The organism is Mariniflexile ostreae, assembly GCF_042427585.1.
GTDB classification, from domain to species: domain Bacteria; phylum Bacteroidota; class Bacteroidia; order Flavobacteriales; family Flavobacteriaceae; genus Pseudalgibacter; species Pseudalgibacter ostreae.
The window spans coordinates 104,447-117,493 of record NZ_JBHMFC010000105.1; the positions used below are offsets into that span (position 1 = coordinate 104,447).

The 13,047-nt window shown below is 34.7% G+C and carries 11 protein-coding genes; 6 read left to right on the forward strand and 5 right to left on the reverse strand.

The genetic code is table 11. From position 1 onward, the window contains the following. Nucleotides 1-179: 179 nt before the first annotated feature. Entirely contained in the window at nucleotides 180-2,576 is a 2,397-nt protein-coding gene (locus ACFFU9_RS15840; RefSeq protein WP_379862459.1) for a YfhO family protein, read from the reverse strand. A gap of 105 nt (nucleotides 2,577-2,681) precedes the next feature. Then, nucleotides 2,682-2,966, reverse strand: coding sequence for a DUF4834 family protein (locus tag ACFFU9_RS15845; RefSeq protein WP_379862460.1), 285 nt, complete (start codon nucleotides 2,964-2,966; stop codon nucleotides 2,682-2,684). Nucleotides 2,967-3,112: 146 nt separating this feature from the next. On the opposite strand from ACFFU9_RS15845, the gene ACFFU9_RS15850 reads away from it, so the two are divergent. Together ACFFU9_RS15850 and ACFFU9_RS15855 are read left to right on the forward strand one after the other, a co-directional pair. Next, nucleotides 3,113-4,120 (forward strand): transporter, encoded by a 1,008-nt coding sequence (locus ACFFU9_RS15850; RefSeq protein WP_379862461.1) that lies wholly within the window; start codon nucleotides 3,113-3,115, stop codon nucleotides 4,118-4,120. Between the two features lie 25 nt (nucleotides 4,121-4,145). Beyond that, nucleotides 4,146-5,267: a GTP cyclohydrolase gene (locus tag ACFFU9_RS15855; RefSeq protein WP_379862462.1), complete on the forward strand. Its 1,122-nt coding sequence runs from the start codon at nucleotides 4,146-4,148 to the stop codon at nucleotides 5,265-5,267. A 90-nt stretch (nucleotides 5,268-5,357) separates the two neighbouring features. Here the strand turns inward: ACFFU9_RS15855 and capB are convergent, their stop codons facing one another. From capB to ACFFU9_RS15870, 3 genes are all read right to left on the reverse strand, one after another. Further along, entirely contained in the window at nucleotides 5,358-6,617 is a 1,260-nt protein-coding gene (capB, locus tag ACFFU9_RS15860) for a cysteate-C-fatty acyltransferase (RefSeq protein ID WP_379862463.1), read from the reverse strand. A gap of 251 nt (nucleotides 6,618-6,868) precedes the next feature. After that, complete coding sequence (gene capA, locus ACFFU9_RS15865) at nucleotides 6,869-7,909, reverse strand: cysteate synthase (RefSeq protein ID WP_379862464.1); 1,041 nt, start codon at nucleotides 7,907-7,909, stop codon at nucleotides 6,869-6,871. A 79-nt stretch (nucleotides 7,910-7,988) separates the two neighbouring features. Further along, nucleotides 7,989-10,127 (reverse strand): S9 family peptidase, encoded by a 2,139-nt coding sequence (locus tag ACFFU9_RS15870; protein WP_379862465.1) that lies wholly within the window; start codon nucleotides 10,125-10,127, stop codon nucleotides 7,989-7,991. A 76-nt stretch (nucleotides 10,128-10,203) separates the two neighbouring features. Here ACFFU9_RS15870 and ACFFU9_RS15875 point away from each other — a divergent pair, with 76 nt between their 5' ends. From ACFFU9_RS15875 to arsC, 4 genes are all read left to right on the forward strand, one after another. Beyond that, nucleotides 10,204-10,527: a YbaB/EbfC family nucleoid-associated protein gene (locus ACFFU9_RS15875; RefSeq protein WP_379862466.1), complete on the forward strand. Its 324-nt coding sequence runs from the start codon at nucleotides 10,204-10,206 to the stop codon at nucleotides 10,525-10,527. A gap of 285 nt (nucleotides 10,528-10,812) precedes the next feature. Beyond that, nucleotides 10,813-11,923, forward strand: a protein-coding gene (gene prfB, locus ACFFU9_RS15880) for a peptide chain release factor 2 (RefSeq protein ID WP_379862467.1) whose coding sequence is annotated in 2 segments (ribosomal slippage) — nucleotides 10,813-10,875 and nucleotides 10,877-11,923 — 1,110 coding nt in all. Because the reading frame shifts where the segments join, the coding sequence is not laid out codon by codon here. A gap of 77 nt (nucleotides 11,924-12,000) precedes the next feature. Continuing rightward, nucleotides 12,001-12,618, forward strand: coding sequence for an HAD family hydrolase (locus ACFFU9_RS15885; RefSeq protein ID WP_379862468.1), 618 nt, complete (start codon nucleotides 12,001-12,003; stop codon nucleotides 12,616-12,618). Next, entirely contained in the window at nucleotides 12,618-12,959 is a 342-nt protein-coding gene (gene arsC, locus ACFFU9_RS15890; RefSeq protein ID WP_379862469.1) for an arsenate reductase (glutaredoxin), read from the forward strand. The genes ACFFU9_RS15885 and arsC overlap by 1 nt, the downstream gene beginning before the upstream one ends. Nucleotides 12,960-13,047: the final 88 nt, after the last annotated feature.

The window sequence follows — 13,047 nt, forward strand, 5'->3', positions numbered from 1 at the left end:
CCTATAATTACTGGAAGAAGAATTTTTAACTACTTTCGTTTCACACGCTATAAGATATATCAAGAAAACACGAAAGAACTATCCCCCATATGTTTCTAATTATAAATGCTTTTAAAATTGTATGTCATGAAGCATTTAAACGATAAAATAAACTTTTGGTTCGCGATATTATAGACTCTTTATTTTTTTTTAAACTCATAAAATAAACCGCCAATCAAAAGCAATCCGAATAAAACCGAACTTCCTAAAGCAATACTACTTCCTGTTTGCACGACTTTAGGTTCAAACTTAAATTCTACTGTATGTTGCCCTGCTGGAATAGACATGCCTCTTAAAATATAGTTTGTCTTTATATGATCTTTCCGTTCACCATCTATAAATGCATGCCATCCGTTTTTATAATACACTTCAGAAAATACAGCAAAGCCATCATTTGAATTGGTCGTACTATATTTTATATAATTAGGGGCGTATTCCACTACCTTAATATTTGCTAAAGCATCTACTTTATAGTTTTCATTTTTTTCTACCCTTGTAATAGCAACGTTCTTATTATCTAAACTATCCAGTTGCAAAATCTCTTGGTTGGCATCATCTACCTGTTTTAGTGTTTTTACAAACCACGCATTCCCATTGGCCTCATCATTTTTATATGGAAACATATTGCCTTTTTCATCTTGTGCTATAATATACTTAGTGTTTAACATATTAAGCACATTTATATTATTATTCGAAATGTAAAAATCGAAAACTTCACGATAACTTTTTAATTCCGCAGCATTATAGCCATTTAAGGAATTATGAAAATAAGACGGTTTAGAAGGTCCGGAAACTAAATCGAATACCCTAAAATGTGTAGTATCTTGTAGGATAAGCTTATCGACCTCATTGGCTTGAAAAGGTTTATTGACTTGAATGGCCGAAACAAAATCATCGTTGTTAACATACCTCCTGGCCACGCCAACCAAATCAAATAAAATAAGCGCTGCAAAAATCACAATCACCCAGGTCTCTTTTAATTTCTTTTTCAGAAACATAAAAATAACTCCTGCAGAAAGCAAGACCAAAATAAGAGTTCGAAAAGTATCTTGCGTAAACAAGTCTTTTCTATCTTCTTTTACCGCCCGAATAAACTCAGGGCCATAAGCCTGTATGTATTGGGCATCTCGAAATCCAACAAAATCGAACGTCGATTTAAAGAGTAAAAACAAAACCGCCAAACCACCAGTAAGTAGCGTTGTATATTTTAGTGCTTTACGTTTTTCTTCGTCTTTCTCATAGGCATTGAACAACTTTACCAATCCAAAAACGCCTAAAACGGGAATACATAATTCTAAAATAACCTGAATAGAAGTTACTGCTCTAAATTTATTGTAAAGTGGCACGTAATCTATAAAAAAGTCGGTTAAAAACCCTAAATTTTTACCATAAGACAATATAAGTGAAAACAGTGATCCACCAACAAGCCACCACTTTAAACGCCCTTTTACCAGAAACAAAGCAAAAACAAAAAGGAAAATCACTACAGCTCCAATATACGCTGGCGCTTCTACTATGGGTTGATTGCCCCAGTACATGGGGGCGCTTTTAGCCCCTTCTAAAGCTTGTGCCGAAGAGACTCCCAATTTTCTATACGCCTCATAAGTATTGGAATCTTTACCTAAATTTTCACCGTTACCCCCCCCCATAAGTCGTGGTATGAACAGATTAAACGTTTCTAAAAAACCATAACTGTAAGCGGTTATGTAGTCTCTATCCAGTCCTGAGGTTACGTCTTTTTCTGTTCCATCAGGATTTATAGTTAGCTCTGTTTGTCCTCTGGTACTCTCCTTAACATATTCTTGCGTAGCCATAATACTCGTGGCATTTAGGGCAATAGCGAACATTACCGCTACCGTTAAAATACCAACCGATTTAAAATAATGTGCTAACACCTGTTTTTTATAAGCATCTATTAAATAAGCAAGGCCCAAAATAATAACCAAGAACATTAAATAATAGGTCATTTGAAAATGATTTGCCACAATTTCGAGCCCCATAGCTATAGTAGTAAGCAAAAAACCTAAAACATATTTTCGTTGAAATGTAAGCAGTATGCCGCTTAGCACAAACGGCATATAAGCAATAGCATGTGCTTTGCTATTATGTCCTACACCTAATATAATAATTAAATAAGTTGAAAAGCCAAAAGCCAAAGCCCCTAAAGCTGCCAATTTATAATCGACTTTAAGTACTAATAGAAGTACGTAACACCCTAAAAAGTAAAGAAACAGATAATCTGCTGGGCGCGGTAGAAAACGTAAACTCAAATCCAGTTCTTTAATATAGTTGTGGGGATATTTCGCACCTAATTGATAAGTTGGCATTCCAGAAAACGCACTATTAGTCCAATATGTTTCCGTGCCCGTCTCTTCCCTAAAATCATTTTGTTGTTTAGACATCCCAATGTACTGCATGATGTCACTTTGAAACAATTCCTTTCCTTTTAAAACCGGGTTAAAATAGGCTAAGGATAAGGCTACAAATCCAACGATTACCAGTAAATGTGGAAGACATTTTTTAAAATTAATTTGCATGAATGGCTGTTAATTGAATGATTGTGAAAAGTAGTTATAATTTTTAAAAATTATATAAATTTAAATCATTAGAATTTTGTCATTTCAAAAACGACATGGCATAAGTCATTCTATTTCTTCATAATCCACATAATCACCCACGTTTTTATTGGACGTTTTTATATTGGGCATTTTATCAATGGTAATTTCCCCTTCTTTTTTAGGTTTTGAAGCTTCTTGCTTCCCTTGAAATCCTCCAAACTGACCACCAAAACGCTCTCCTGCTTTTTTCACCACATATTTCATCAAAACTGGAGCCAATAATCTAGAAAGGATTTTCACACCAAAATAAATCAATAAAATGATTAGTATCATTCGTACCAACCCTGTAGCAGACGCATACTGTAGCATAATCAATAGTTTTTCACAAAAATACAATTCTAAATACTTAAAAAACACCCAAAAATGATAAAAAAACTATAAAATATCTATATTTGAAAATCTTTAACACAGATAAAATTAAACAGAGTTTACCTACTTATCTTAAAGCCTTCAAAATGATGCGAATTAAACCTATAGCCCTTACCTTATTTTGCTTTATATCTTCGTTTACGTATGCGCAATATACCGAAGTTATAAATTCCAATAGACCAGGAGTGTCACGAAGTGCCTTTTCTGTTGGGACCAACGTGGTTCAATTTGAAGTTGGCCCTTTTATAACTCATGAAAAAAGAACGCCTGAGCTACGCAACGACGTGGAGGGATTTGGGGTCGATTTTGCTGTTCGTTACGGGTTGATTTGGGAACCTTTGGAGTTAAATGTAGAAGGAAGCTTTCAAAACGACACCAAGACATATTTTTCGAACATCCCTTTTGAAGATTCTCGGGCCAATTTTAAATACCTATCGGTTGGTGCAAAATATTTAATTTTCGACCCCTATAAAATGGCTAACACACGTACGCCAAACCTCTATAGCTGGAAAGCCAACCAAAGACTAACGCTAAAGACATTGCTTCCAACAATTTCTCTCTATTTAGGTGCCAATTATGATACTAAAAACAATCCTTATGTTGCTCCAGGTGTAGAAGGTCTTAGTCCGAAAGTAATGCTTATAACCCAGCATAATTTTTCAAATAAATGGGTATTTATAATGAACTTTATTAAAGATAGAATTGGCACAGATCAATCTGACTTTCAATACATCCTTACACTTACACACGCGTTTAATCCGAATTGGGTAGTTTTTGGTGAAACACAAGGGATTAAAAGTGATTTTTATGCCGATAACCTTTTTAGCTTTGGAGCTGCTTATTTATGGGGCAGGGATTTCCAAATAGATACAGCGCTAACCTTTAATACAAAAGACACGCCTTCTGTTTTTAGTGTTAACCTAGGCGCATCGTACCGATTGGATTTTCATAAAGATAAAAAACCTACGTATAAGGATTACAGCAAATCTGCTAAAAAAGAAGCCAAAAGACAATCAAGAAGAAGTAAAAAAAATAAAAAAGAACCTTTGCATGAGCAGTTGCTTAGACAAAAAAAAGAACACAACCAATTTTAATTTGTAGCATACATATCTCATTTAAATGATAACAGTTAAAGAAGTAAAAACAAAAAGCGATTTAAAAGCTTTTGTGAAATTCCCTTTTAAAATTTATAAAAACACGCCATATTGGACGCCTCCTATTATTAGTCAGGAGATTAAAACTTTTAATACAAAAGAAAATCCTGTTTTTAAAGATGCAGAAGCGACCTTATTTCTTGCCTATAAAGACAACAAACTTGTAGGTAGAGTTGCGGCTATAATCAATTGGTTAGAAGTAAACGGACAAAATCAAAAAAAAATGAGATTTGGTTGGTTTGATTTTATAGATGATTTAGAAGTTTCCAAAACACTTTTTGATAAAATAGAAGCCATAGGCAAACAACATGGTTTGGAATATGCAGAAGGCCCTGTGGGCTTTTCAAATCTAGATAAGGTTGGCATCGTTACTGAAGGCTTCGAAGAGTTCACATCTATGGTAACTTGGTATAATCACGCGTATTATATCAAGCATTATGAAGCAGCACATTATAAACCTGAAAAAGGATATATAGAAAGCCGATTTCCATTTGAGAATGTGAAACCTGAATTTTTCTTTAAAGCTCAAGAACTTATAAAAAAACGGTATCAATTAAAGGCGCTAAGCTTCACCAAAACCAGTGATGTTATGCCTTATGTTGACAAAATGTTTGACTTGTTTAACGAAAGTTATGCATCATTATCGTCTTTTGTTGCCATTACCGATATTCAAAAAGCATATTTCAAAAAGAAATTTATAAGTTTTATAAATCCCGAATACATAAAATTCGTTGTGGATAAAGACCATAAGCTTATTGGTTTCGCGATCGTGATGCCAGGCTTCTCAAAAGCTTTAAAAAAAGCAAATGGAAAATTATTCCCTTTTGGATTTAAGTACATTTTAGATGCCAAAAAACATAGTAAGGATGTGATGTTTTATTTAATAGGTATTCATCCAGAGTATCAAAACAAAGGCGTACATGCTGTTATTTTTAACGAATATTATAATACGTTTACAGAAAAAGGAATTGAAACATGTTACAGAACACCTGAATTAGACGACAATTTTGCCATTCAACAAATATGGAAACACTTTAAGCCAGAGGTTTATAGACGTCGAAAAACCTATAGAAAATCATTGTCTTAAAAAGACCCGGAACCTAATATGCTTTATTGTAAAAGCAAAAAAAAAACCGAATCTTAACGATTCGGTTTTTTTATCTTATATATTCTATTTCTATTCTCCCATTGCAGCAACTACCGATGCAGACAAACGTTTGTATGTACCATTTTCCAAACGTTCCCTTATAATATCAAAAGCATCTAAAGTAATCTTTACATCTTCTAAATTATGGGTAGCCGTAGGTATCATCCTTAGTAATATTAACCCTTTAGGGATTACAGGATATACAACAATAGAACAGAAGATACCGTAATTCTCGCGTAAATCCTTAACCAAAGCCATCGCTTCTGGAATACTTCCTTTTAGATAAACAGGAGTAACACAGCTTTGAGTAGTGCCAATATCAAACCCTCTCGCTTTTAAACCCGATTGTAAGGCATTGACGTTTTCCCAAAGCTTAGCTTTAAGCTCTGGCATTGTTTTTAACATATCCAAACGTTTACGTGCACCAACCACCAATTGCATTTGTAGCGATTTCGCAAACATTTGAGAACGTAAATTATATTTTAAATAATCAATAATTTCTTGATCTGCAGCAATAAAGGCTCCTGTACTGGCCAAAGATTTAGCGAAAGTGGCAAAATAGACATCAATACCATCTTGAACGCCTTGTTCCTCACCTGCACCTGCTCCTGTTTTACCAAGTGTTCCAAAGCCATGCGCATCATCTACTAAAAATCGGAAATTAAATTTCTTTTTAAGTTCTACAATTTCTTTTAATCTTCCTTGTTCACCACGCATTCCAAACACACCTTCAGAAATCACTAGAATTCCCCCACCGGTTTGTTCTGCCATTTTTGTTGCTCTTTCTAAGTTTTTTTCTAAACTTTCAATATCATTGTGCTTGTAGGTAAAGCGCTTCCCCATATGCAAACGTACACCATCGATAATACAAGCATGAGCATCTACATCATACACAATAATATCATCTTTCGCAACCAAAGCATCAATAGTAGACACCATACCTTGGTATCCAAAATTCAACAAATAAGCGGCTTCTTTACTAACAAATTCTGCCAACTCATTTTGAAGGGTTTCATGTAATTCGGTATGACCAGACATCATTCTGGCACCCATAGGGTACGCCGATCCGTAAGCAACACCTGCTTCGGCATCTACTTTACGAACTTCTGGATGGTTAGCCAATCCTAAATAATCATTGATACTCCATGTGATGACATCTTTACCTCTAAATTTCATCCTGTTAGATATTTGACCTTCTAACTTTGGAAAAACAAAATAACCTTCTGCTTGAGATGCCCACTTACCTAGTGGTCCTTTGTCTTTATAAATCTTTTCGAATAAATCTTTCATTAATTATAAATCTTATTGCTATTAAAAATTTAAAAAATATACCACAAGGGCACGTTAAAATATATCGATCAAAAAAAAATCGTTTTGAGTCAATATAGTTCAGCGCGTTTGTTAGGTGTTAATGGGTGCAAAATTATATATTTATATCGTTCGAACATAATTTTTAGCCCCTAATTATTAATAAAATAAAAAAAGAGACACCTTTTTGCTATTATAACAAGGTTACCTCTTAATTATGTTCTAGTTTTTTATTACCTTATATATTGAATCCCTTCTGCTGTAGCCTTATTTACGCTATCAAAGAAGCCTTGTTCTTCCATCCATTTATCACTATATACTTTACTCATGTATCTGGAACCATGGTCTGGAAAAATAACAACAACCAAATCGTCTTTTTTAAATCGTCCCTCCTCACCTATTTGTTTAATTGCCTGCATGGCAGCTCCAGATGTATAGCCTACAAACATACCTTCTGTTTTAACGATTTCTCTTGCGGTATGGGCACTCTCTTCGTCTGTTACTTTTACAAATTCGTCTATAAGGTCAAAATCGGTTGCCGTTGGTATTAAGTTTTTACCCAAACCTTCTATTCTGTAAGGATATATTTCTTTTTCATCAAACTCCCGGGTTTCGTGATATTTTTTAATTACAGAGCCAAAAGCATCTACCCCTATAACTTTAATATCCGGATTTTGTTCTTTCAGATACTTCGCAGTACCAGAAATAGTACCTCCTGTACCGCTACACGCTACAAGGTGTGTAATTTTCCCTTCTGTCTGTTTCCAGATTTCAGGACCTGTAGATTTATAATGCGCATCGATATTGAGTTGATTGAAATATTGATTGATATAAACCGACCCTTTAATCTCTTCGTGCAAACGTTTGGCGACTTGATAATACGATCGTGAATCGTCTGCACTAACATGGGCTGGACAAACATATACTTTTGCTCCCATGTTTTTTAACATTTCTATTTTATCTGCTGAAGATTTTGAAGTCACTGCCAATACGCAATCGTATCCTTTTATAACACTTACCATAGCTAAACTAAAGCCTGTGTTTCCTGAAGTGGTTTCAATAATAGTGTCGCCTGGAGTTAAAATCCCTTGTCTTTCTGCCTCTTCGATAATATAAAGTGCTATTCTATCTTTTGAGGAATGACCAGGGTTAAAAGATTCTACTTTAGCATAGAAATCACCTTTAAACTCTGAAGCTATTTTATTAAGTTTAATAAGTGGTGTTTTACCTATTAAATCTAATACACTATCAAAAACCTGATTTTTGTGTTTCATAAATGCTTTTTATAAGCTACAGTAATATTACAAAAATATTTGTAACCCAAACGTCGCAAAAATAAAACTTTTTTTTTTATTATCCATGAATTCCCTCTAAATCTAACAGAAAGGCGTATTCTAGCGCCACCTCTTTTAGACTTTCAAAACGTCCGGATGCCCCACCATGACCAGCATCCATATCGATATTAAACAACAATTTATTCGTATCTGTCTTTTTATCCCTTAATTTTGCTACCCATTTTGCCGGTTCCCAATATTGAACTTGAGAATCGTGCAGACCTGTAATTACAAGCATATGAGGATATTCTTTCTCAACGACATTATCATATGGAGAATACGACTTCATATAAGTGTAAGACTCCAACTCATTGGGGTTGCCCCATTCATCATACTCTCCTGTTGTTAATGGAATAGAATCGTCTAACATGGTCGTAACCACATCTACAAATGGAACTGCCGCCAACACCCCATGGTAAAGCTCTGGATTAAGGTTAATAACAGCTCCAATTAATAATCCGCCCGCAGACCCTCCATAAGCATAAAGATGCTTATGGGATGTGTATTTTTGTTCTATAAGGTGTTTAGAGCAATCTATAAAATCGTAAAAAGTGTTTAATTTGGTAAATAGCTTTCCGTTTTCGTACCACTCCCTACCGAGATACTCACCTCCTCTAACATGTGCGATAGCATATATAAAACCTCGGTCCAACAAGCTTAAACGCACGGTAGAAAAAGAAGGGTCTATAGTAACACCATAAGAGCCATAAGCATATTGTAAAACAGGATTGCTTCCATTAAGCGTAATCCCTTTTTTATACACCAACGATATTGGTATTTTAACGCCATCTCGTGCAGTGGCCCAAATTCGCTTAGACTCGTAATTTTCCTTCTTAAATTTAGCTCCTAAAACAATTTGCTCTTTTTTTATCTCGCTCGTTTTGCTATTAAAATTATAATCGATAACCGCACTGGGAGATGTTAAGGAGTTAAAGCCATACCGTAGTATCTGACTATCAAAATCGGGATTATTACCAATATATGCGGTATATGTTTCAGAATTAAAAGGAAGGTAATAATCCTCGGCTCCATCCCAACTTATAATTCGGATAGCATTCAATCCGTTTTGACGCTCATTTACAACCAAATAATCTTTAAAAATCTCGATATCTTCTATTAAAACATCTTCTCTGTACGGAAGAACATCTTCCCAATGTTCTTTTTCTGTAGCATTTTCGCTGGTTTTTAACAACTTAAAGTTGGTGGCTCCATCACTATTAGCAATTATATAAAAGTGGTCTTGATAATGCGCAATACTATAATCTAATTCTCGAATACGGCTTTGGAATATCTTAAAATCGCCATCAGGCGTGTCTGCATTTATAAAACGGTACTCAGACGTTAAGGTACTAGAAGATCCAATTATAATATATTTTTTAGATTTCGATTTATAAACAAAACTATGAAACGTTTCATCTTCTTCATGATACACCTCTACATCATTGGACATACCGGTGTGCAGTTTATGCTTAAAGATTTTGTGCGAACGCAAAGTCACCTCATCTTTCATAGAATAGAACAGCGTTTTATTATCGTTGGCCCAAGTAGCGTTTCCGGTGGTATTTAGCACTTTATCCTTATATACTTCGCCTGTAACCAAATTTTTAATTTGCAATGTATATTGGCGCCTGCTTAATACATCTGTTGAAAAACAGGCCATTGTATTGTCTGGACTTATCGAAATTCCGCCAAGACTAAAATAGCTATGCCCTTTTGCCATCTCGTTACAATCGAACAAAACTTCTTCATCTGCCTCTAAAGTGCCTTTTTTACGGGTATACACGGGGTAATCTTTTCCAACTTCATAACGTGTTAAGTACCAATAGCCATTATGCTTGTAGGGCACGGAGGTATCATCTTCCTTAATCCTAGCTTTCATTTCTTCAAAAAGTTCTTTCTGAAAACCTTCCGTATGCTGCATCATACTTTTGGTATATGCATTTTCTGCATTTAAATACGCAATAACCTCTGGGTTTTCTTTATCGTTAAGCCAATAATACTCATCTATTCTGGGGTCATTATGGATAGTAAGTGTATGTGGTTTCTTTTTTGCTATGGGTGGTGCTATCATGCTTAAATTCTCTATCATTATTCTACTCTTTTTACAAGAAAGTGCAAAAATACTGCTTAGCAACAATATAATTAGGCTGTTTCTCATATTAATTGTTTAAAGCCAGTGTGTAGTTCATTCTTTATTTAATAATTTTGTAAAATAATAACAAAAAAAAGAGACTATGTTTGGAGACATGATGGGTATGATGGGAAAACTAAAAGAAACCCAAAAAAAAGTAGAAGACACAAAAAAAAGAATGGATACTGTTTTAGTAGATGAAAGCAGTAACGACGGCAAACTTAAAGTAACACTAACGGCCAATAGAACTATTAAATCTATAGAAATTGCCGACGATTTACTTCATGATAAAGAGCAACTTGAAGATTACTTGATTTTAACCTTAAACAAAGCCATCGATAAGGCCACAAACATCAATGAAGCCGAGTTGGCCGCCGTTGCTAAGGATGGCATGCCCAATATCCCTGGATTGGACATGTTTAAATAAACTATCGTTCTGGAAACGATTTACCAGGATTATAAGAACAGGGCTTCGTAGTGCTATTAATTAAATAAACGTCGTAGCTTCTAGAACTTTTACATCATCTAAATAAAAAAAGCCGTGTTCCAACCTTAAATTGGCAAATACCAACACGGCTTTTTCTTGAATTTAGAGCTATTATGTTAAATTTAGTTTTAAATAAAATAATGCACTAAGGTTCTAAAAACATTCTAAGTTCTTTTTTTTCCCTATCATTAAAACCTATTTTTGTTAAAATTTAATTTCAAATTAATGATAACCAACGATCATATAAAAGATCTTAACTCCCGCCTTAAAGCCATTAGGCACTATCTTTGACGTAGATGCTAAACTAATTGAAATACAAAACGAAGAGGAGCAAACCTTTGACCCAAATTTCTGGAACGATTCTAAAGCAGCAGAAGCTATTGTAAAATCTATCCGTGTTAAGAAAAAATGGGTAGAAGATTACCATGCTGGCAAAACCATGTTGGAAGACCTTGAAGTCTTACTCGAGTTTTATAAAGAAGGAGAGTCTACTGCTGAAGAAGTTGAAGCACATTATGAAAAACTTACAACGCTTCTTGAAGACATAGAGTTTAAAAATATGCTTTCTGAAGAAGGGGACAGTTTAAGTGCTGTATTGCAAATAACTGCTGGCGCTGGTGGTACCGAAAGTTGTGACTGGGCCAATATGCTTATGCGTATGTATTTGATGTATGCGGAAAAAAGTGGTTTTAAAATAAAAGAACTCAACTTTCAAGAAGGCGATGTTGCAGGTATAAAAACCGTAACCTTGGAAATAGAAGGCGATTTTGCGTTTGGATGGCTTAAAGGTGAAAACGGCGTACACCGCTTGGTAAGGATTTCTCCTTTTGACAGTAATGCTAAACGACATACCAGCTTTGCTTCCGTTTACGTCTATCCTTTAGTAGACGACACTATTGAAATAGACATCAATCCCGCCGATATTGAAATAACCACGGCACGTTCTAGTGGTGCTGGTGGGCAAAACGTGAATAAAGTAGAGACTAAAGTACAGCTCATCCATAAGCCTACGGGAATTCATATTTCCTGCTCTGAAACACGTTCGCAACATGATAATAGATCACGGGCTATGCAAATGCTGAAATCACAACTGTACGAAATCGAACTTCAAAAACAACTATCTCAACGCGATGATATTGAAGCTGGTAAGATGAAAATAGAATGGGGAAGCCAAATTAGAAACTATGTTATGCAGCCCTATAAATTAGTAAAAGACGTAAGAACGGGCCATGAAACCAGTAACGTAGATGCCGTGATGAATGGTGAAATTGGACCATTTCTTAAGTCTTATTTAATGATGATGGGACAAAGAGAAGAGGATCCGTTAAGTTTATAATTAAAAATTTGCAAAGATTCTGATACTGGATTTTATTCCTTATTAAAATCTTTGCAAGTGTAAAAGTAGAGGTTAAAATGAGTAAAATAAAAACTATAATTTTCGATTTGGGTGGTGTATTGATAGACTGGAATCCAGAATATGTGTTTCTGGATGTATTTCAAGGCAATAGAGAGAAAATGGACTGGTTTTTAAAAAACATCTGCACTAGCGCTTGGAATGAAAACCAAGATGCTGGTTACCCTCTTGAAAAAGCCACACAAGAGCTGGTGCTGCAACATCCTGAATATGCCGAGTTAATTAAAATGTTTTATGGCAGATGGACAGAAATGCTTGGAGGCCCTATCGCTGGCACTGTGGATATCTTAGAAAAATTAGTAAACTCAAAACGCTATAAAGTAGTCGCATTGACCAATTGGAGCCAAGAAACCTTCCCTATCGCACTAGAACGTTTTGAGTTTTTAAAATGGTTCGAAGGTATAGTCGTTTCTGGAGATGAAAAAACCAGAAAACCTTTTAAGGCCATTTACGATATCACTTTAAAGCGTTTCAAAATAAAACCAGATCAAGCTATTTTTATCGATGACAATTTAAGAAATGTAGAAGCCGCAAATACTCTAGGTATCCATGGTATTCACTTTAAGACTCCAGAGTTGCTCATTCAACAATTAGAAAAAAATAATATTTCATTATAATGATCACAATCTATCACAACAACCGCTGTAGCAAATCACGTAACGGATTACAGCTTTTAGAAGAATCTGGAAAAGATTTTAAAATAGTCAAGTATTTAGAAGATATTCCTAATGAAAAAGAATTAAAAGACATCATCGATCTATTAAAAATAAAACCTATAGATCTAGTAAGACAAAACGAATCTATTTGGAAATCAAATTTTAAAGGAAAAGATTTAAGTGATGCCGATATTATTTCCGCCATGGTAGAGCACCCTAAATTAATAGAGCGCCCGATTGTTGTTAATGGAAAAAAAGCAGTTATAGGAAGGCCTTCAGAAAAAATTTTAGAAATCATATAAACGCCGCTCCAAAACAGCTGTTTTAAAACTCTTAACAAGATTTTAACTAAAACACTTTAAACCATAGGTTATTTTTGAAGTCATACTT